This is a genomic window from Microbacterium sp. CFH 31415, assembly GCF_022538185.1.
Classification (GTDB): Bacteria; Actinomycetota; Actinomycetes; order Actinomycetales; family Microbacteriaceae; genus Microbacterium.
The window spans coordinates 35,528-54,206 of record NZ_JAKYXC010000007.1; the positions used below are offsets into that span (position 1 = coordinate 35,528).

The 18,679-nt window shown below is 70.8% G+C and carries 21 protein-coding genes; 13 read left to right on the top strand and 8 right to left on the bottom strand.

The window, feature by feature from the left end:
* Positions 1–9: 9 nt before the first annotated feature.
* The 4 genes from MK786_RS09535 to MK786_RS09550 form a co-directional block, all read right to left on the bottom strand.
* Positions 10–819, bottom strand: coding sequence for a glycosyltransferase family 2 protein (locus tag MK786_RS09535; RefSeq protein WP_241111997.1), 810 nt, complete (start codon positions 817–819; stop codon positions 10–12).
* 13 nt (positions 820–832) lie between these two features.
* On the bottom strand, positions 833–1,801 hold the full coding sequence (locus MK786_RS09540; protein WP_241111998.1) for a TIGR03557 family F420-dependent LLM class oxidoreductase: 969 nt from the start codon (positions 1,799–1,801) through the stop codon (positions 833–835).
* A gap of 179 nt (positions 1,802–1,980) precedes the next feature.
* Positions 1,981–2,523: a cysteine hydrolase family protein gene (locus MK786_RS09545; protein WP_241111999.1), complete on the bottom strand. Its 543-nt coding sequence runs from the start codon at positions 2,521–2,523 to the stop codon at positions 1,981–1,983.
* The gene (locus tag MK786_RS09550; protein WP_241112000.1) at positions 2,520–3,176 is read right to left on the bottom strand and encodes a TetR/AcrR family transcriptional regulator; all 657 of its coding nucleotides are present in this window, start codon (positions 3,174–3,176) and stop codon (positions 2,520–2,522) included. The genes MK786_RS09545 and MK786_RS09550 overlap by 4 nt, the downstream gene beginning before the upstream one ends.
* A 65-nt stretch (positions 3,177–3,241) precedes the next feature.
* On the opposite strand from MK786_RS09550, the gene MK786_RS09555 reads away from it, so the two are divergent.
* From MK786_RS09555 to MK786_RS16450, 8 genes are all read left to right on the top strand, one after another.
* Positions 3,242–4,273, top strand: coding sequence for an agmatine/peptidylarginine deiminase (locus MK786_RS09555; RefSeq protein WP_241112001.1), 1,032 nt, complete (start codon positions 3,242–3,244; stop codon positions 4,271–4,273).
* A complete protein-coding gene (locus tag MK786_RS09560) occupies positions 4,273–5,997 on the top strand; it encodes an amidase (protein WP_241112002.1) in 1,725 nt (574 codons plus the stop codon). The genes MK786_RS09555 and MK786_RS09560 overlap by 1 nt, the downstream gene beginning before the upstream one ends.
* Before the next feature lie 235 nt (positions 5,998–6,232).
* Positions 6,233–6,595, top strand: a complete 363-nt coding sequence (locus MK786_RS09565; protein ID WP_241112003.1) for a PadR family transcriptional regulator — start codon at positions 6,233–6,235, stop codon at positions 6,593–6,595.
* A gap of 1 nt (position 6,596) precedes the next feature.
* Positions 6,597–6,968, top strand: a complete 372-nt coding sequence (locus MK786_RS09570) for a DUF1048 domain-containing protein (protein ID WP_241112004.1) — start codon at positions 6,597–6,599, stop codon at positions 6,966–6,968.
* Positions 6,965–7,771, top strand: coding sequence for an ABC transporter ATP-binding protein (locus MK786_RS09575; protein WP_241112005.1), 807 nt, complete (start codon positions 6,965–6,967; stop codon positions 7,769–7,771). Before MK786_RS09570 ends, MK786_RS09575 begins: the two co-directional genes overlap by 4 nt.
* Positions 7,768–8,529, top strand: a complete 762-nt coding sequence (locus MK786_RS09580) for an ABC transporter permease (protein WP_241112006.1) — start codon at positions 7,768–7,770, stop codon at positions 8,527–8,529. Before MK786_RS09575 ends, MK786_RS09580 begins: the two co-directional genes overlap by 4 nt.
* Positions 8,530–8,626: 97 nt before the next feature.
* Positions 8,627–9,367, top strand: coding sequence for an EI24 domain-containing protein (locus MK786_RS09585; protein ID WP_241112007.1), 741 nt, complete (start codon positions 8,627–8,629; stop codon positions 9,365–9,367).
* 100 nt (positions 9,368–9,467) lie between these two features.
* Positions 9,468–10,694 carry a nucleotide disphospho-sugar-binding domain-containing protein gene (locus MK786_RS16450; protein ID WP_241112008.1) on the top strand — a complete coding sequence of 409 codons (1,227 nt, stop codon included), beginning with the start codon at positions 9,468–9,470 and terminating at the stop codon, positions 10,692–10,694.
* A gap of 35 nt (positions 10,695–10,729) precedes the next feature.
* Here the strand turns inward: MK786_RS16450 and MK786_RS09595 are convergent, their stop codons facing one another.
* Entirely contained in the window at positions 10,730–11,305 is a 576-nt protein-coding gene (locus MK786_RS09595) for a TetR/AcrR family transcriptional regulator (RefSeq protein ID WP_241112009.1), read from the bottom strand.
* 102 nt (positions 11,306–11,407) lie between these two features.
* Between MK786_RS09595 and MK786_RS09600 the strand changes: the two genes are divergently transcribed.
* Together MK786_RS09600 and MK786_RS09605 are read left to right on the top strand one after the other, a co-directional pair.
* Positions 11,408–11,857 (top strand): universal stress protein, encoded by a 450-nt coding sequence (locus MK786_RS09600; protein ID WP_241112010.1) that lies wholly within the window; start codon positions 11,408–11,410, stop codon positions 11,855–11,857.
* 21 nt (positions 11,858–11,878) lie between these two features.
* The gene (locus tag MK786_RS09605) at positions 11,879–12,373 is read left to right on the top strand and encodes a hypothetical protein (RefSeq protein ID WP_241112011.1); all 495 of its coding nucleotides are present in this window, start codon (positions 11,879–11,881) and stop codon (positions 12,371–12,373) included.
* Between the two features lie 30 nt (positions 12,374–12,403).
* Here the strand turns inward: MK786_RS09605 and MK786_RS09610 are convergent, their stop codons facing one another.
* The gene (locus tag MK786_RS09610) at positions 12,404–13,792 is read right to left on the bottom strand and encodes an MBL fold metallo-hydrolase RNA specificity domain-containing protein (protein ID WP_241112012.1); all 1,389 of its coding nucleotides are present in this window, start codon (positions 13,790–13,792) and stop codon (positions 12,404–12,406) included.
* A gap of 171 nt (positions 13,793–13,963) precedes the next feature.
* Between MK786_RS09610 and MK786_RS09615 the strand changes: the two genes are divergently transcribed.
* Both MK786_RS09615 and MK786_RS09620 read left to right on the top strand, forming a co-directional pair.
* Positions 13,964–14,809 carry a universal stress protein gene (locus MK786_RS09615; protein WP_241112013.1) on the top strand — a complete coding sequence of 282 codons (846 nt, stop codon included), beginning with the start codon at positions 13,964–13,966 and terminating at the stop codon, positions 14,807–14,809.
* Between the two features lie 2 nt (positions 14,810–14,811).
* Entirely contained in the window at positions 14,812–15,285 is a 474-nt protein-coding gene (locus MK786_RS09620) for a hypothetical protein (protein WP_241112014.1), read from the top strand.
* Positions 15,286–15,300: 15 nt separating this feature from the next.
* Here the strand turns inward: MK786_RS09620 and MK786_RS09625 are convergent, their stop codons facing one another.
* The gene (locus MK786_RS09625) at positions 15,301–15,945 is read right to left on the bottom strand and encodes a response regulator transcription factor (RefSeq protein ID WP_241112015.1); all 645 of its coding nucleotides are present in this window, start codon (positions 15,943–15,945) and stop codon (positions 15,301–15,303) included.
* Between the two features lie 4 nt (positions 15,946–15,949).
* Positions 15,950–17,653: a GAF domain-containing protein gene (locus tag MK786_RS09630; protein ID WP_241112016.1), complete on the bottom strand. Its 1,704-nt coding sequence runs from the start codon at positions 17,651–17,653 to the stop codon at positions 15,950–15,952.
* Between the two features lie 184 nt (positions 17,654–17,837).
* On the opposite strand from MK786_RS09630, the gene MK786_RS09635 reads away from it, so the two are divergent.
* Positions 17,838–18,674, top strand: a complete 837-nt coding sequence (locus MK786_RS09635) for a universal stress protein (protein WP_241112017.1) — start codon at positions 17,838–17,840, stop codon at positions 18,672–18,674.
* The last annotated feature ends 5 nt before the right edge of the window (positions 18,675–18,679 follow it).

Here is an 18,679-nt window from a genome sequence, read left to right on the forward strand (position 1 = left end):
GCGCCGCGGTCAGGCTAGATCCGCTCGGCGGTGAGGTCGCGGCATCCGATCCGTCTGCGACCCCGTCGCTCGCCGCACGATCAGCCGCAGCCAGCGCAGCGGCGGGAAGTCGCGCGGCCAGTGCACGAGCACCGACCGGAACCCTCGCGTGAGGCGCACGCCGAACGAGCCGACGTCGTCGCCGAACGGACGCATCGACATGCGCATGCCCAAGCCCCGGCGGTAGCGGATGACGTGCCGCTCGCCGACGTGGAAGGCGAGGTCGAGGTCGTCGTGCACCTCGGGATCGTGCCGGTGCACGTCGGCCCGGACGTCGTGCCACACGCGACGGCGCAGCGCGAGGTTCGATCCGAACAGCGGCAGGTGCCCGAGCGCCGGCGCGGTGGCCGCGACGTACGCCGCGAGGTAGACGGCGGCCAGCGGTGTCCGCAGCCACCGTGGCCCGTCCGCGAACGTCGCGCCTCCGGTGATCGCCCCGACGTCGGGCGCGTCCGCGAAGGCGGCGACGACCCGCTCGACCCACTCTGGCTGCGGAAGGCAGTCGGCGTCGAGCCGCAGCACGAGGTCTCCCGTGGCAGCGTCGTACCCGGCTGAGGATGCCGCGGGAATGCCCGGCTCTGCGCACGGGACGATCCGCGCCCCGGCGGCGCGGGCCACGCGAGCGGTGCCGTCGGACGAGCCGTTGTCGACGACGATGACTTCGTCGGCCTGACGCCTCTGGGCGGCCAGTGCGGCCAGGCAGGAGGCGAGCCGCTCGGCGTCGTTCTTCGCGGGAATGACGACCGAGACTCTGATGGCTGTCCTGCCGGGAGCGCTCACTGCTGCTCCCGGGTCAGGCGAGCGCTCGCAGGCGCTCCAGCAGGGGCTCCGCGACCTCGGTCACGAAGCGCTCCTGCTGCTCGTCGCCGATCTGGACGACGGCGATGTCGGTGAACCCCGCGTCGATGAACGGCCGCACGCTCTCGGCGAGCTCATCGAGGTCGGGTCCGCACGCGATCGCCTCGGCGACGTCGTCGGTCCGCACGAACTGGCTCGCGGCAGCGAAGCCCGCGGGCGTCGGAAGGTCGGCGTTGACCTGCCACCCACCGCCGAACCAGCGGAACTGGTCGTGCGCCCGTTCGACCGCCGTCTCCAGGTCGGGGTCCCACGAGATGGGTACCTGGCCGATCTTGCGCGACGGGCCCGGATGCGCGGCATCCCACCCCGCCACCAGATCCTTTTCGGGCGTCACCGCGATCATGTGGTCGGCCAGAGGAGCGAAGCGCTCGATCGAGTCGCCGCCCGAGACCGCGATGCCGATCGGCACGCCGTCCTCGGGCGCGTCCCACACCCGGGCCGAATCGACCCGGAAGTATTCGCCGTCGAAGGTCACGAGCTCGCCCGAGTGCAGCTCGCGGATGATCTCCACCGCCTCCTCGAGCATGCTCTGGCGCGTGCCGACGCCCGGCCAGCCCTCGCCGACGACGTGCTCGTTGAGGCTCTCACCCGACCCCAGGCCGAGCACGAACCGCCCCTCCGAAAGCAGCTGCATCGTCGCGGACTTCTGCGCCACGACCGCCGGGTGATACCGCATCGTCGGGCACGTGACGTAGGTCATGAGCTCGACCCGCGAGGTGGCCTGCGCGACGGCGCCGAGCACGGTCCACGCGTACGGCGAGTGACCCTGCGTGGTGAGCCAGGGCGAGTAGTGGTCGCTCGACACCTCGAAGTCGAATCCGGCCTCCTCGGCCGCCTGGGCGTAGCGCACGAGCTCCCTCGGCCCGCTCTGCTCGGTCATCAGGGTGTAGCCGAATCGCACCATGCTCGTCGTCGCTCCTCACTCGTCCTCGGCCGCGACGTGACTGCGCGCGGCCACGTGACGAGCCTGCGCGACACCCGGTGACGGGCGCGACGGGGTTGACAGCGCGCGGCACCGGCGTCTATCCGGACCGTGCTCGCCTCGGCGGGGCGGATGCGGCGCGGGTCTCGATCGGCCGCGGGTCAGGCCACGAGGTCGTCGACGAGCGCGACCTTCGCGTAGCCCGCGGCGAGCGCCGCCATGAATGCCGCGTGCACGTCGGCACCGCCGATCCGGTTGCCGCCGAACTCGAGATCGGGCGCGGCGCACGCGTCCGCGGCGACGGTCACGGCAAAGCCGAAGTCGGACGCCGCGCGCACCGTCGCGTCGACGCACATGCTGCTCTGCATGCCGATGACGAGGACCTCGGATGCCGCGGCCCCGCGCAGCAGGTCGTTCAGGGGAGTCCCGAGGAAGGAATTCGGGTGCGTCTTCGGCACGACGGTCTCGCCGGCGAGCGGCGCGACGCGCGAGTCGATCTCGCCGCCGGGCGTACCCGGTGCGAGCATCCCGGCTCCGGGTTCGCGGCTTTCGTGCCGCACATGGATCACCGGCCGTCCGGACGCGCGCTGATCAGCCAGCAGCACCGCGGCGCGCTCGGCGGCGGCATCCGCTCCCACCAGCGGGTACGCGCCGCCCGGGAAGTAGTCCCGCTGGATATCCACGATCACGAGGACCCGAGTCATGTGGCGCCTTCCGGAGCGTGCGGTGCAGTGACGGTCGCGCCGGGCGAGGTGAGCACCCCGGACGGCAGGTCGAGCATCGCCTCGACCGAGCGCAGCAGCAGACGCACGCGCTCCGATGCATCCTGCCACGCCACGAGAGAATGCGCGTTGAGGCCGTCGACCATGCCGAGCGTCTGGGCAGCGATCGCGTCCGGGTCGTCGCAGCGGAACTCCTCCGCGGTCCGGCCACGTTCGAGGATGCCGCCGAGGAAGCGACGCCACGCGTCCATCTGCTCGCGCACGCGCTCGGCGAGCAGGTTGTTGCGCCGGCCGAGCGACCAGCTCTGCACCCAGATCAGCGTTACCTCGCCCCTGCCGTCGTCGAGCAGGCTCGCCAGCACCGCGGACAGCGCATCGGCCGCGGAGCGGTGGTTCCCGGCCAGCGCGATCACCTCGGCGAGTTCGTCGCCGACGACGCCCGAGAACGTGTCGGCGACGAGTTCGTCCATGCTCGGCACATAGTGCGCGACCAGTGCCGGTGCGACTCCGACCCCGGTCGCGACCGCCCGCAGCGTCACGGCGGCGAGGCCCGACTCGAGCGCGATGGCGCGGGCGGCGTCGGCGATCTGGGTGACGCGCTCGGCAGCGGATCTTCGCGTGGGTGTTGACTGCATCACGGACGATTCTGTACCGTGATCCCGAATTGATCAAGTGATCAACAGAACGGGAAGGACGACTCATGGCCTGGCGGATGCCCTCCGAGACGACGCCGCACGAGCGCACATGGATGGCCTTCCCCCGCGAGGGCCAGACACTGGGCGCCTCCCCTGCAGAGCGGGAGGAGTGCTACGCCGCGTGGACGGCGACCGCCCATGCCGTCGCCGAGTTCGAGCCGGTGACGATGGTCGTCGATCCGTCCGAGACCGACCGCGCCCGGCGCATGATGTCGAGTGACATCGAGATCGTCGAAGCGCCTCTGGACGAGTTCTGGATGCGCGACTTCGGCCCCACGTTCGTCGTGGACGACGAGCTTCCCGGCGTGCTCGGCGCAGTGGACTGGATCTTCAACGGCTGGGGAGCGCCCGAGTGGGCGGAGTGGGGACTGTCCGCCCGGATCGGGCGGTTCGTGACCGACCTCGTCGGGGCGGAGCACATCAGCTCGGCGCTCGTGAACGAGGGTGGCGGCATCCACGTCGACGGTGAGGGCACCGTGCTGCTGACCGAGACCGTGCAGCTCGATCCGCGCCGCAACCCCTACGCCGACCGCGCCCGGGTCGAGGCCGAGCTGGCCCGCACGATCGGCACCTCGCACGCCATCTGGCTGCCGCGCGGGCTCACGCGCGACTACGACGACTTCGGCACGAACGGCCACGTCGACATCGTCGCGACCATCCCGTCCCCCGGGCGTGTGCTGCTGCACCACCAGGGCGACCCCGGGCATCCCGACCACGCCGTCACCCGCGAGCTGCGCGCGGTCTTCGAGAACGAGACCGACGCGGCCGGCCGCCGATGGGACGTCGTCGACGTCCCCGCGCCGGCGACGCTCCGCGACCGCGAGGGCTTCGTCGACTGGAGCTACATCAACCACCTCGTCGTGAACGGCGGCGTCATCGCGTGCGGATTCGGCGAAGAGGAAGCGGATGCCGCGGCCCGCGGCATCCTGTCGGAGGCATACCCCGGACGCAGGGTCGTGAGCGTCGACGCGAGACCGATCTTCGCCCGCGGCGGAGGCATCCACTGCATCACCCAGCAGCAGCCGGCGGTGGCGTGATGGTCGACGTCGTCGAGGCCACCATCGCGGAGCTGCGGGCGGCGCTCGAGAGCGGCGAGGCGACGAGCGTCGAGCTCGTCCGCGCCTACCTCGCGCGCATCGACGCATATGACGGCCCCGAGACCGAGACCGCGCTCAACGCCGTGGTCGTGCGCAACCCCGACGCGCTCGCAGAGGCCGAGGCATCCGATGCTCGTCGCGCTGCCGGCGAGACCCTCGGCCCGCTTGACGGCATCCCGTACACCGCCAAAGACAGCTACCTCGTGGCCGGGCTCACCGCCGCGGCCGGCAGCCCCGCGTTCGCCGACCTCGTCGCGCAGCGCGACGCCTTCACGATCGAGCGCCTGCGCGCGGGCGGAGCCATCTGCCTCGGCCTGACGAACATGCCTCCGATGGCCAACGGCGGCATGCAGCGCGGACTCTACGGCCGCGCCGAGAGCCCCTACAACGGGGCCTACCTGACGGCGCCCTTCGCGTCGGGCTCCTCCAACGGCTCGGGCACCGCGACCGCGGCGAGCTTCGCGGCGTTCGGGCTGGGTGAGGAGACCTGGTCGAGCGGCCGCGGGCCCGCGTCCAACAACGCCCTGTGCGCCTACACCCCGTCGCGCGGCGTGATCTCGGTGCGCGGCAACTGGCCGCTGGTGCCCACGATGGACGTCGTCGTGCCGCACACGCGCACGATGGGCGACCTGCTCGACGTGCTCGACGTCGTCGTCGCCGACGACCCCGAGGCGCGCGGCGACTTCTGGCGCGCACAGCCGTGGATCCCGCTGCCGGCCGCGTCGGACGTCCGGCCGCACTCCTACGCCGCGCTCGGCCGCATCGCCGCCGAACCCCACGACGTGCTCGACGGATGTCGCATCGGCGTCCCGCGGATGTACATCAACGCCGACCACGACGCCGGAACCGCCGACTCTCCCGGCATCGGCGGCCCCACCGGCACCCGCATCGAGACGCGTCCGTCGGTCATCGACCTGTGGGAGGCCGCGCGCCGCGACCTCGAAGCGCATGGGGCGACCGTCGTCGAGGTGGACTTCCCGGTCGTGTCGAACTACGAGGGCGACCGCCCGGGCGCGCCCACCATCCGCACCCGCGGCTACGTCACTTCCTCCTATCTGCAGCGCGAGATCGTCGACCTGTCGGCGTGGGCGTGGGACGACTTTCTCGACGCGAACGGCGACCCCCGCCTCTCGTCGCTGACCGACGTCGACGGAGCACAGATCTTCCCCCACCCCGTCGGCGCCCTGCCCGACCGCTACACCGGCTTCGAGGACGACATCGCCGAGTACCCGGCGCAGGTGCGCGAGCACCCGGTGTCGTCGATGACCGACATCCCCGAGCTGGAGGCGGGCCTCCACGGCCTGGAGCGCACGCGCAAGGTCGACCTCGAGGACTGGATGGACACCCTCGCGCTCGATGCCGTCGTGTTCCCCGCGGTCGCCGACGTCGGCCCGGCCGACATGGACGTCAATCCGGCCTCGGCCGACCTCGGCTGGCGCAACGGCGTCTGGATCGCCAACGGCAACCTCGCGATGCGCCACCTCGGCATCCCTTCGGTCACGGTGCCGATGGGGCTCATGGACGACATCGGGATGCCGGTGGGCCTCACCTTCTGCGGGCGCGCATACTCCGACTCGGCGCTGCTGCAGCTGGCGGCCGCGTTCGAGGCCACGGGACACCGCCGCACCGAGCCCCCGCGCACGCCCCGCCTGACGTCGGACTGACGCTTCGCACCTCGGGAGACGCCCCACCCCGCCGTACCGTCTCACGACCGCGCGCCCCTGGGCGACCGCGCCCGGGTCGTTCGGCGGGCACTCCCCCGCGCCGACCCCGCCGGTCCTGGAGAACGGTACGCGAGAGCGTCGGATGACCTCCGGTATTCAGTGTTGCTATCTACCGGTACTTAGTGTTACCGTCTACTGGTACTCAGCATCGCTGAGTAGATGGAGGCGATGCGCGATGGGCAATCAGATGACGGAGATGCTCAAGGGCACGCTGGAGGGCATCGTGCTCGCCACGCTGTCAGTCCGGCCGGCGTACGGCTACGAGATCACGGCCAGCCTGCGCGACGAGGGGTTCTCGGATCTCGTCGAGGGAACCGTGTACGCCCTCCTCGTGCGCATCGAGCAGCGCGGTCTCGTCGATGTCGAGAAGGTGCCGTCCGAGAAGGGCCCGCCGCGCAAGGTGTACTCGCTCAACGCGCAGGGCCGCGAGCAGCTCGCCGAGTTCTGGAGGACCTGGAGCTTCCTCGCAGGGCGCATCGAACAGCTCCACCGAAGCACAGACCCAGACCAGGCAGTTCAGACCGAAGGAGACCGGTGACATGGCCGCGAAATGGATCGAATTCTTGACCGGCTCACTCGAGCAGAAGAAGCAGTACAAACAGGACAAGGCACGCATCGACGGGCTCCCCGAGCCCTATGCCACCGCGGCGAAGGCGATGCACCGGTACCTCATGTACTACGGCGGTGTCACCGACGGAGACACCATGACCCAGATGTTCACCGACCTGGCCGACCTGTGGGAGCGTGCTGCGGTGGACGGCACACCGGTGGGCGACATCGTCGGCGACGACCCCGTCGAGTTCGCCGAGACCTTCGCCCAGGCCTACGCCGGCACCCGGTGGATCGACAAGGAGCGCGCTCGCCTCACGAAGGCGATGGACGACGCTCGACGAGAGGACGGGGAGCAATGAAGACGTCTGCCGCGATCAGGGTCGAGGGACTCGAGAAGTCCTTCGCCGACCTCGACGTGCTCACCGGCGTCGACTTCGACGTCGCCGAGGGGAGCATCTTCGCCCTCCTGGGCTCGAACGGCGCGGGCAAGACCACGGTCGTCCGCATCCTGTCGACCCTGCTGAAGGGCGATGCGGGCACCGCCACCGTGCACGGTCACGACGTCGCCGCGGAGGCCGCGCGGGTGCGCGAGTCGATCAGCCTCACCGGGCAGTTCGCAGCCGTCGACGAAGTGCTCACCGGACGTGAGAACCTCGTGCTCGTGGCGCAGCTGCGGCACATCGCCGACGCCGGCGGGACCGCCGACGCGCTGCTCGCCCGGTTCTCGCTGACCGACGCCGGCGGGCGCCGGGCGGGCACGTACTCGGGCGGCATGCGGCGCCGCCTCGACATCGCCATGAGCCTCATCGGAGACCCGCCGATCGTGTTCCTCGACGAGCCCACGACGGGCCTCGATCCGCAGGCGCGCATCGAGGTGTGGGACGCCGTCAAGGAGCTCGCCGCGAACGGCACGACGGTTCTCCTCACGACGCAGTACCTCGACGAGGCCGAGCAGCTGGCGGATCGCATCGCGATCCTCCATCAGGGCCGCATCATCGCGAACGGCACACTCGCCGAGCTGAAGCAGCTGCTGCCTCCCACCACCGTGCAGTACGTCGAGAAGCAGCCGACGCTCGAGGAGGTCTTCCTCGCGATCATCGGCGAAGACGGACTCAACGCCGCCGGCGACGCCGCGGCAGCAGAGAAAGGAGAACCGCGATGACCTCGCACTTCGTCGGCGACACCGCCGTCCTCACCGGGCGGTCGCTGCGCCACATCCTCCGCAGTCCCGACACCATCATCACGACGGCGGTCACCCCGGTGGCCATCATGCTCCTGTTCGTGTTCGTCTTCGGCGGGGCGATCGACACCGGGTCGTACTCGTACATCGACTACATGCTCCCCGGCATCCTGCTGATCACGATCGCGTCGGGCATCGCCTATACGGCGTACCGGCTGTTCATGGACATGCAGGGCGGCATCTTCGAGCGATTCCAGTCGATGCCCATCGCACGCTCGAGCGCGCTGTGGGCGCACGTCCTGACGTCGCTGGTGGCGAACGTCATCTCGCTCGTCATCGTGGTGGGAGTGGCGTTCGCCATCGGGTTCCGCACCGGCGCCGGAGTGCTGGGGTGGCTCGCCGTGCTCGGAATCCTCGTGCTGTTCACGCTGGCCCTGACCTGGCTGGCCGTCGTGGCGGGGCTGTCGGCGAAGACGGTCGACGGGGCGAGCGCGTTCTCGTATCCGCTTATCTTCCTGCCGTTCCTGAGCTCGGCGTTCGTGCCCACCGACACCATGCCGGCACCGGTGGCGTGGTTCGCCGACAACCAGCCGGTGACGCCGATCGTCAACTCCATCCGCGACATCTTCACCCAGCAGCCCGTGGGTACGCAGATCTGGGTCGCGCTGGCCTGGTGCGTCGGCATCCTCGTCGTCGCCTACTTCTGGGCGATGGCTATCTACCGGCGCCGTACCCGCTGACCGCGCGCGCTGATCGGGCCGCACCCGATGGGGGTGCGGCCCGATGTCGTCACGTGCGTGGGCGAGGCATCCGCTCGCCGCATCTAGGCTGGGCAGGATGCGGGAGTTCGCGCGGGGCGTCGGGATGCTGGGTCGAGGATTCGGCTACTGGCGTCGCCGGCCGGGCCTGATGGCGCTCGGCCTCGTGCCCGCCGCCATCGTCGCGCTGGTGCTGCTCGGGGGGCTCATCGCCCTCGGCGTCTACCTTCCGGCGATCGCCGAGGCGGTCACGCCCTTCGCCGACGGCTGGCCGGGGCTGTGGGCGACCGTGATGCGCGTCGCCGTCGGCACCGCGGTGTTCGGTGCAGCGCTGGTGATCGTCGCCGTCTCGTTCACGGCGCTGACCCTGCTCGTCGGCGAGCCCTTCTACGAGCGGATCTGGATCGCCGTCGAGCGGGAGCTGGGCGGCTCACCGGCGGACTCCGCCTACGGCTTCTGGCGCGGCGCGCTCGACGGGCTGATCCTGGTCGCCCGCGGTGTCGGTGTCGCGATCGTCGCCGGCCTGCTGGGACTGATTCCGGTGGTCGGCGGCATCCTCGGCACGGTGTTCGGCATCCTGGCGACAGGATGGCTGGTCGCCGACGAGCTCGTCTCGCGCGCACTCACCGCGCGTGGGATGCTTCCCTCCCAACGCCACTCGCTCAGTCGCGCGCACCGTGCGCGCGTGCTCGGCTTCGGCGTCGCGACGCAGCTGTGCTTCATGGTCCCGCTCGGCGCCGTCGCCACGATGCCCGCCGCCGTCGCCGGCTCGACGGTCCTTGCCCGATCACTGCTCGCCGCTCCCGACCGCACGACGTAGCGCTCCGGCGGGGCCGTGGAACCGGCACTCCGCGGCGGGTGGCGAGGCGGTCGTGCGGGTGCGACACTCGGACCAACACGCCCCCGAAGGGAGTGGTCCCGTGACCGTCGTGCTCTTCTGCCCGGTGACGTTCAACCTGGCCGAGACGACCCGCATGATCCAGGTCGCCCGCGCACTCGACCGTCGCTTCGAGCCCGTCTTCATGGGATACGAGCACGACTACGTCGACCTCATCACCGCGGCGGGCTTCGACTACCGCGCGTGCGAACCGGCGTGGAGCACGGCGGAGAAAGACCAGGCGATCGCATTCGACCAGGGACGCAGCATGAAGAGCCCCTTCACCGAGGGCCTCGTGCGCACGCGCGTCGACGTGGAGCGCGAGCTCATCCGGCGCCTGAACGCGAGCGCCGTGGTCACGGGGTCGAACCTGACGTCGTTCATCTCGGCGCGCGCCGAGTCCGTCCCGCTGTTCTTCCCCGTGCCCTTCGCTCTCACGGGGCCGCAGGTGGCGCAGGCACCGCACCAGCAGCTCGTGCGCGGACGCGGGCGGTTCGCGCGCTCGGCGGACCGAGTGGCGACATGGGCGTTCCGGTGGGTGTACAACTCCCTTCCCCTCGCCCCGCGGGCATTCACCGTGGTCGCGAAGGCGAACGGCGTGCCCCCGCTGCGCACGGTCGCCTCGCTGATCACCGCCGACCACAACCTGCTGACCGAGATGCCGTGGGAGCTCAACGGGTTCGAGCTTCCCCCTAACTACCAGCGCATCGGGCCGATCTTCGCGCACATCGACGCGCCCATCCCGTCGCTCGCCACCGAGCTCGCGGCCGCGCCCGAGCCGCTCGTCTACCTCGGCCTCGGCTCCTCCGGAAACCGCGACCTCGCGCTCGCCGCAGCGCGTGCCCTCGGCCCGCTGCCGATCAACGTCATCGCCCCTATCAGCCACTACCTCGGCGCGGACGACCCCGTGCCCGCGAATGTGCACGTGACGGACCTGCTGCCGGTTCACCTGATGGGCGGGATGCTGGACGCCGCCGTCCTGCACGGCGGTCAGGGCACGGTGCAGACCGCGTGCGCCACCGGTGTGCCGTTCGTGGGCATGGGCCTTCAGCCGGAGCAGACCTGGCACGTGCGGCTCTGCGAGGAGCGGGGCAACGCCATCGCCGTTCCTCCCGCGCACGTGTCGCGGCCGGCTTTCGTGCAGGCGGTCGAACGCGTGCTGTCCGACCCCGCGATCCGCCGGGCCGCCGACGAGGTGAAGGTCGCGTACGAAAAGGAGGACGGCGCAGCCGCCGCGGCCCGCATCATCGCGGCGAACGTCGCGGTCTGACGCACCCGCAGCGCCGGCCCGCCGCCGAGCCGGTCTCAGCCGGGCAGGCCTTCCGTCAGCAGCCGGAAGACATCGTCGGCGACGACACGATGGTCCATCCCGTGCGAGACGAGCTGGACGCCGGCGCCCAGCACTCCCTGGACAAGCATCGCGGTGGAGTCCGGCCTCTCGATCCCCAGATCGGTCAGCACCGTCACGAGAGGCCGCAGAAGCACGGCGTGGAGCGTCATCAGGTCTTCGTAGCGACTCGGGCTGAGGTCCGCTTCACGGAGAGCGCCCGCGATCGCGTGCTTGCCGTCCGCGGTCATCGTCATCGTCGCGTCGACGAATGCCCGCAGCTGTGCCACGCCCGGCTCGACGTTCGACAGGGCCACCTCGATCTCGGCATCCCACTGCTCGATCGCCGCGATCGCGATCGCGACCAGCAGGTCGTCCTTCGTGGCGAAGTAGTCGTAGAAGCTCGACCGCGCGAGGCCGGCACGCTCACTGACCGTCCGCGGTGACACGCCGGCGAGTCCTGACTCGAGCAGCACGGCTTCGCCCGCGCGGAGGAGGCCCGCGCGCTGAGCAGCGCGGTGCTCGGCGACCGTCGGAGCGGAGATCTTCGGCATCCGGCAATTATCGTCGGGAACGCGAGACTGCCGCATCTCCACGGACGTGCCCGTGTGACTTTCGTCCCCTCGAGACGGCCTGATCCCCGCAACGCTGGCTCCATGGATGACACCCTTGACGTGGACCGCATCGTCGTAGGCGTCGACGGTTCGGACTCCTCCGTCGACGCGCTGCGATATGCCGCGCGGCTGGCGGAGGCTTTCGATGCCCCTGTCGAAGCGCTCATCACCTGGACGTTCCCCCTCGCCGGCGGAATGCCGCCCATGGAGGGTTGGTACCCCGAGCAGATCGCGGCCGATGATCTCGATGAGGCGATCAGACGCGCCTTCGGCCAGTCGCCGCCCGACGGGCTCACCCGCCGGGTGCTGGGCGGACCGGCCGCGCGGACGCTGATCGAAGTGAGCAAGAGCTGCGGGATGCTTGTTCTCGGCAGCCGCGGAAGGGGCGGTTTCCTCGGTCTTCTCCTCGGGTCGGTGAGCGCCGCCTGCGCGGAACACGCCCACTGCCCCGTGGTGATCGTGCACCCGCGGACCGTCGCAGAGGAGTCGTGAAGGGGCGTCATGATGCGCGCAATGGTGGTTTTCGAGTCGATGTTCGGCAACACGCATCGGATCGCGGATGCGATCGCAGACGGAATGGGAGACGGCGCAGAGGTGGTCGTGACGAATGTCGTCGATGCACCCACCGAGCTCCCCGACGACATCGAGCTGCTGGTCGTAGGAGGCCCCACGCATGCCTTCTCGATGTCGAGACACCGCACCCGAGAGGATGCGGTGCGCCAGGGCGGCGATCCGAAGGACGTGCCCAGAGGGATCCGCGAGTGGCTGCGCGCCCTGCCGACCCAGCCGGCGCACCGGGAGTTCGCGGCCTTCGACACGCGCGTGGACATGCCACTGCTCCCCGGCGCCGCATCGCGCAGCGCCACCCGTGCGGCGCGTGGCCTCGGCTTCCGCGTTCTCGAGCCCGCCAGCTTCCTCGTCGAGGGATATGAGGGGCCGCTGGTCGACGGCGAGCTCGCGCGGGCTCGCGACTGGGGGCACTCGCTCACCGAGCGTCTCGCCGGATGACGCCACGACGCGGCGCGGGCGTCGCGCTCGCTACGCGATCCGGACGGTCTCCAGGTGCTCCGGCACGCGCGCCGGCCACCCCAGCTCGTGGGTGATGCGGGCTCGAAGAGTGTCGGCGGCAGCCGGTTCCCCGTGCGTCACGTAGACGGCGGAGGGCGTGGCCGACGACGACCTCATCCACTCGATGAGATCGTCGGCATCGGCGTGCGCCGACATGGAGTCCGCGCTCACGACCTCGGCGCGAATGGGCACATCCCGTCCGAAGATGCGCAGCGTACGCGCGCCGGCGAGGAGCGCAGCGCCGCGCGTGCCGCCCGCCTGGTAGCCGGTGAGCACGATCGCATTGCGCCGATCCGGACCGTACGCAGCGAGGTGATGGAGCACCCGTCCGCCCGCGAGCATCCCGCTGGCGGAGATGATCACCATCGGGCCGCCGCGCAGATTGAGGAGCTTCGAGTCGTCGACGGTCGTCACCATGCTCGGCATCCGGTACATCCGCTGGAGTTCGTCGGTGTCCAGTCGATGCTCGTCGGGGTGACGACGGTAGACCTCCAGGGCGCTGACCGCCATCGGACTGTTGACGAAGATGGGGACGTCGGGAATCTCACCGCGGTCCCGCAGCCGCGAAAGGTGCAGCAGCACCGTCTCAGTCCGCCCGACCGCGAACGCAGGGATCAGCACGACACCGCCGCGCCCGGCGATCCTGCGCACGACGTCACCGAGCACGACCTCGGGGCTGTCGGGTGCATGCTCGCGGTCCCCGTAGGTGGATTCGGTGACGAGGACGTCGGCGGGCGCGAGTGCGGCGGGGGGCCGCATCAACGGATCGTCCGGACGGCCGAGATCGCCGGTGAAGTGGAGCGTGCGCCCGGCGACGCGCAGTCGCACCTGCGCGGCGCCGAGGATGTGACCGGCCGGCACGAGCTCCAGCTCGACGCCGTCCGTGATCGCCTCCACCTCGCCCGTGGGCAGCGGGCGGAACCGCTCGAGCGCGGCCTGGGCGTCGCGCAGGCGGTAGAGAGGCTCGGGATGCGGATGCTTCGACCATTTGCCCTTCGCCGCGTAGCGGGCCTCCTCCTCCAGCAGGTGCGCGCTGTCGGGGAGCATGATCCGGCTGAGCTCGGCGGTGCCCTCCGTCGAGTGGACCATTCCGCGGAACCCGTCGCGGACGAGCGCCGGCAGATAGCCGGAGTGGTCGAGATGCGCGTGTGAGACCACGACGGCGTCGATCGAGGACGGCGGGATCGGAAACGGCGCGCGGTTGCGCAGCCGGAGCACCTTGTATCCCTGGAAGAGACCGCAGTCCACGAGGACGCGTCGATCGCCGACGGTCACCAGATACCGAGAGCCGGTGACGGTGTCGGCCGCGCCGAGGAAGCGCAACGTCGCCGATCCGTGCGCGGCGGGGTTCGGGGTCATCATCGTCTCCTGCTCGTCGTCCGACCCAGTCGAGCGCTTCTCGCGGCGCCGCGCCGGGCCGAAGGTCCCGCCGACGCTCGTCTCAGGGGGACCTTCGGCCTGAGCAGGCCCGCCGATGCGGCATACCGTCAGCGAGACGGCCGGCGATCCGGCCGGTGTGAAGGAGTCGCCATGGAGCGCATTGTCCTCGGCTTCGACGGGAGCCCCGCCGCTGCGTCCGCCCTTTCGTGGGTGGCGACGCGCGCGGCGCGAGGCGCCACGACGGTCGACCTGGTCGAGATCGTCTCGGGGTTCGGTGGCGTCGGTGCCGACGCAGCCGATACGTTCGACGACGCGGAAGCGCTCCTCCGAGACCGCGCGCCCGGTGCTGTCGTGCGGCGCCATCGCGCCGTGGCCGGACCGCCACCGCACGGCGACGATGCCGGCGTCGACACCGAGCTCTACGTTGCGGGCATCGATCCCGGGCATCCGATCCGCACCGCCGTGGCCGCCACATCCTCGTTGCGCGTCAGGACGATCGCGCAGGTGCCGGTGGTCCTGGTGCCCGCGGGATGGATCGACGTCGGCGACCCGATCACCGTCGGGATCGCCGACGACGACTCGTCCGCCGCCGCTCTGGCATTCGCCGCGCGCGAGGCCGCAGCCTCGTCGGTCTCCCTTCGCCTCGTGCACTCCTGGCTCATGCCGACGCCCTCGTTCGAGGGGACGGCCGTCCTCGTCGCTGCCCAGGCCGACGTGATGGCGCAGCACGGCGAGGTCCTCGACACCGCCGCAACGTGGGTCGCCGCGCAGCATCCGACGGTCCGCATCGAACGCGAGCTGGTCCGCGACAGCCGAGCAGCCGCTCTTCTCCGGTTCGCGCCGCGCAGCTCGATGGTCGTCATCGGCGGCCGGCGGAGCGGTCCCGTCGCGCCCGGTCTGCGGGATTCCGTCGCCGCCGGCGTGCTCTGGGACGCCGAGTGTCCCGTCGTCATCGTGCCGCACGGCGCGGCGCTCGCTCAACCGAAGGAGGTCTGATCATGAGTCGTCCGACCCGAGTGGGTCTGCTGATCACACAGGCGTTCGTCGCCCTCACGGGACTGGCCGGCGGAATCGCGCTCATCGCAGGGAGTGTGGATCCCGCGTGGGCATCCGTGCTGACCCCGCCGATGAGCTACCTGGACGGATCACCCTTCAGGTCGTACCTGATCCCGGGCCTGCTGCTCATCGTCGTCGTCGCAGGAGTCCACGCCGCGGGCTTCTTCGCGACGATCGCCGACTCACCCTGGCAGCTGCTCGCAGCAGCGGCAGGAGGCTTCGTCTGCATCATCTGGATCTTCGTTCAGATGGTCTACATCCCGTTCAGCCTTCTGCAGGCGGTCTACGTCGCGGTGGGATGCCTCGAACTCGGCCTCACGCTGCTGGCTCTGGGGATCCTGCATCCCCTCCTCCATCACCACCGGTCCACGTTCGTGCCCGCCCGCCCCGCGCATCCGGGGACGCGCCAGGGGTGAGCGGGGTATCGACCGCTACCCCGGCCCGTCGGTCTGGTGCTCGACCTGGAAGACCGCGGCCTGAGTGCGGCGTTCGAGCCCGAGCTTGCTCAGCAGGGACGACACGTAGTTCTTCACCGTCTTCTCCGCGAGCCCGAGATGCTCGCCGATCTGGCGGTTGGTCAGTCCGTCGGCGATCAGGCGGAGGATCTGGCGCTCGCGGAGTCCGAGGGAGCCGAGGCGCGGGTCGGTATCGTCCGCCCGCCGCCGGATCTGCTCGGTCGCACGGCGGACGACGGCCTCATCCACGAGCCGTCGCCCGGCGGCGACGGACCGGATGACGTCCACGAGGCGCGGGCCGCCGACGTCCTTGAGGATGTAGCCGGCCGCTCCCGCCAGGACCGCGGCGCTCACCGCCGAATCGTCGTCGTACGCGGTGAGGATGAGACACGCCACGGAAGGCAGCCGCGAGCGGATCTCGCGGCAGAGGTCGACACCGCTGCCGTCCGGGAGCCGGACGTCGAGCACCGCCACGTCCGGCATCGTGGCGGCGATCCGTCCGAAGGCCTGCCGGACCGTCCCAGCTTCACCGACGACCTGCAGGTCGTCCTGCGTTCCGATCAGGTCCGCGATCCCCCGGCGGACGATCTCGTGATCATCGACGAGGAACACCGTGATCATCGCCTCACCCCCCTCCGTCGCGCGGGACCGGTACGCTCCACCGTGCAGCGGTGGCCCCGGGCTTCGACTCCACGACGAAGGTGCCCCCGCGCGTGCTCGCCTTCTCATCGAGGTTGCGCAGGCCGCTGCGGTGGCCCGGTTCGCCCATTCCGATCCCGTCATCGGTCACCACGACCGTGAGGGAGTTCTCGCCGACGGACACTTCGACGCTCATCCGGTCGGCCTTCGCATGGCGGATCGCGTTGCTCAGGAGCTCACGGGTGACCCCGACGACCTCCTCGGCGAGGGGTCCGGTGATGGCGTGGTCGACGGGTCCGCTGAAGCGGATCGCCGGAGGATGCGTCAGCGTCCCGCACAGCTCGGCGACGACGTCGATGATCCGGTGACGCAGAGATCCCTCCCGCCGAGACAGCGCGAAGACGACGGTGCGGATCTGGGAGATGGCGTCGTCGAGGTGATCGATCGACTCGCGAAGCCGCTGGGCTTCGGATTCGCCGGGCACGCTGCTCGCCACGGCCTGAAGCGTGAGGCCGGTGCCGAAGAGCTGCTGGATGACGTGGTCGTGCAGATCGCGGGCGATCCGGCGGCGATCGTCGGCGAGAAGTGCCTGCTGGCTCTCTTCGCGCGCGTGCGCGAGCTCGAGCGCGATCGCCGCGCGGGAGGCGAGATCGGAGAAGCTCTCGGCCTCCGTCGCGGTGAAGCGGGCCCGGTCCGGGTTGCGCGCCGCGCACAGCAGCCCGAAGAGCCGTCCACGCGTCTGGAGCGGCGCAGCGATCACCGCGCCGGCGACACCGTCGGCCATGATGCGCGCGGGGTCGCGCGACTCCGTCTCGCGAGGGCGAGCCGCGACGCGGCCGGTGTCCAGCGCATCGCCCGCGCACGTGCCGGCGGCGGGGAACAGGCTGCCGCGAAGCTCGGCTTCGTCCGGCCCGCGCGCCGCGGCGACCCGCATCGCTCCCGCCGGTTCGTCGGGGAGCAGCACCGTGACCTTGTCGATGTCCGGGAGGTCCAGGATCCGTCCGGCGATCAGGTCGAACGCCGTGCCGGTCGACGACGACAGGAGCGCCGCGGAGAGTTCGGCCGCGGTCGTCACGAAGCGCTCGCGCGTGCGCGCCTGCTCGAGGAGGCGCGCGTTCTCGACGGCGAACCCCGCGGTGGTGGCAAGTGCCTCGACGAGTCGCTCGTCCTCCTCCGAGAACGCGCCCTCGCGGCTGTTCGTGAGATAGAGGTTTCCGAACACTTCGCCCCGGACTCGAACGGGCACGCCCAGGAAGGAGTCCATCCGGGGATGGTGGGCGGGAAACCCCGAAGCACGCGGATCGTCCGACATGCGCGGAATCCGGATGGGCCGCGGGTCGTCGATCAGCGCGCCGAGCAACCCGTGGCCGGTCGGGAGGTGTCCGATCTTCGCGGCCTCCTGGTCGGTCAACCCGACGTAGATGAACTCCTCGAGCGCGTCCCGCTCGGGAGAGACCACCCCCAGCGCACCGAACTCCGCGTTGGCGAGGGTGGTGGCCGCCTGTGCGATGCGCCGGAGCACCGTGGATAGGTCGCTCTCCTCCACGACCACCAGGGTCGCGCTGATGAGGGCGCGAAGTCGCCCCTGCGTGGAGCGCACCCGCTCGGCTTGCTCCACCAGTGCGGAGAGCGCCTCATCGAGCTCGAGGCGGGGGCCGTCCGCGAAGGACAGCTGCTCCGGACCGGTCATGGTCGCCTCCCGCGTGTGGAGCGCACAGGACGACGCATCCTGGCGTCGCCAGATCCTACCGCGCGCGCGTCGGGACGACGAAAACACCGGCTGCGGCTGCGACTGCGGGACCAACGTCCCGGTGTGCGCTCGCAGGACCACCGACACTGGGGGGGGTGGGCCAGGCACGCGAAAGGAGCATTCGGTGGGCGACGCCATCGCAGTCGGGGTATCGGACAGCAGCGCCTCTCGGAGGGCGGTCGAATGGGCGATCCATCGAGCCGTGCGCTCGAGCGCACAGCTGCTCCTGATCTCGGTCGTGGGCAGCGACTCCGGCGCCGCGGGCGAACGCGGGGTCGTGGAGCGTGCGCTCGCGGGAGCGGAGCTCCTCCTGGATCAGCTCACTCGCCGCGCATCCGAGCATGGGCTGACCGCCGAAGCGGTGGTCGACCGGGGCGATCCGCTCGCGCGACTCGTAGCCGCGTCGGAACGCGCGGCGCTGCTGGTGGTCGGCAGCGACCGGTTCACCGGAAGCCGCCGGCGACGCGGTCCACTCGCGATGCGGGTCAGCGGTGAAGCGCACTGCCCTGTCGTGGTGGTGCCCGATCGTGATGTGGAGGGGAACGCCGGCGTCGTGGTGGGCGTGGACGGATCCGAGATCAGCGAGCGCGCGATCCGGTTCGCCGCGGAGGAGGCGGAGCGCCATGACGAAGAGCTCATCGCCGTGAAGAGCTGGTCGCCGATGCCGATGCCGATGCAGATCGGCACCCTCCCCAGCGAGTATCTCGCCGCCGCCCAGCAGCTCGCCGAGGAGGAGCTGGCGATCTCCCTGGCAGGCCTCCGGCAGGATCTGCCCGACCTGAGGGTGCGCACGGTGGTCGAACCCGAGTATCCGGCGGCTCTCCTGCGCCGCATCGGGGCGGGTGCACGGATGGTCGTCGCCGGCAGCCACGGACGAGGCGCGCTCCGCCGCTTCCTGCTTGGGTCGACGACGCAGCTGCTCCTCGAAGAGCCGCCGACGGTCGTGGCCGTCGTGCGCTGACCGCG

What these genes read in the sequence shown, in the direction of transcription:
- MK786_RS09540 (WP_241111998.1), bottom strand. Translation starts at nt 1,801, where the DNA reads ATGGTGCGATTCGGCTACACCCTGATGACCGAGCAGAGCGGGCCGAGG.
- MK786_RS09545 (WP_241111999.1), bottom strand. Translation starts at nt 2,523, where the DNA reads ATGACTCGGGTCCTCGTGATCGTGGATATCCAGCGGGACTACTTCCCG.
- MK786_RS09550 (WP_241112000.1), bottom strand. Translation starts at nt 3,176, where the DNA reads ATGCAGTCAACACCCACGCGAAGATCCGCTGCCGAGCGCGTCACCCAG.
- MK786_RS09555 (WP_241112001.1), top strand. Translation starts at nt 3,242, where the DNA reads ATGGCCTGGCGGATGCCCTCCGAGACGACGCCGCACGAGCGCACATGG.
- MK786_RS09560 (WP_241112002.1), top strand. Translation starts at nt 4,273, where the DNA reads ATGGTCGACGTCGTCGAGGCCACCATCGCGGAGCTGCGGGCGGCGCTC.
- MK786_RS09565 (WP_241112003.1), top strand. Translation starts at nt 6,233, where the DNA reads ATGGGCAATCAGATGACGGAGATGCTCAAGGGCACGCTGGAGGGCATC.
- MK786_RS09570 (WP_241112004.1), top strand. Translation starts at nt 6,597, where the DNA reads ATGGCCGCGAAATGGATCGAATTCTTGACCGGCTCACTCGAGCAGAAG.
- MK786_RS09575 (WP_241112005.1), top strand. Translation starts at nt 6,965, where the DNA reads ATGAAGACGTCTGCCGCGATCAGGGTCGAGGGACTCGAGAAGTCCTTC.
- MK786_RS09580 (WP_241112006.1), top strand. Translation starts at nt 7,768, where the DNA reads ATGACCTCGCACTTCGTCGGCGACACCGCCGTCCTCACCGGGCGGTCG.
- MK786_RS09585 (WP_241112007.1), top strand. Translation starts at nt 8,627, where the DNA reads ATGCGGGAGTTCGCGCGGGGCGTCGGGATGCTGGGTCGAGGATTCGGC.
- MK786_RS09595 (WP_241112009.1), bottom strand. Translation starts at nt 11,305, where the DNA reads ATGCCGAAGATCTCCGCTCCGACGGTCGCCGAGCACCGCGCTGCTCAG.
- MK786_RS09600 (WP_241112010.1), top strand. Translation starts at nt 11,408, where the DNA reads ATGGATGACACCCTTGACGTGGACCGCATCGTCGTAGGCGTCGACGGT.
- MK786_RS09605 (WP_241112011.1), top strand. Translation starts at nt 11,879, where the DNA reads ATGGTGGTTTTCGAGTCGATGTTCGGCAACACGCATCGGATCGCGGAT.
- MK786_RS09610 (WP_241112012.1), bottom strand. Translation starts at nt 13,792, where the DNA reads ATGACCCCGAACCCCGCCGCGCACGGATCGGCGACGTTGCGCTTCCTC.
- MK786_RS09615 (WP_241112013.1), top strand. Translation starts at nt 13,964, where the DNA reads ATGGAGCGCATTGTCCTCGGCTTCGACGGGAGCCCCGCCGCTGCGTCC.
- MK786_RS09620 (WP_241112014.1), top strand. Translation starts at nt 14,812, where the DNA reads ATGAGTCGTCCGACCCGAGTGGGTCTGCTGATCACACAGGCGTTCGTC.
- MK786_RS09625 (WP_241112015.1), bottom strand. Translation starts at nt 15,945, where the DNA reads ATGATCACGGTGTTCCTCGTCGATGATCACGAGATCGTCCGCCGGGGG.
- MK786_RS09630 (WP_241112016.1), bottom strand. Translation starts at nt 17,653, where the DNA reads ATGACCGGTCCGGAGCAGCTGTCCTTCGCGGACGGCCCCCGCCTCGAG.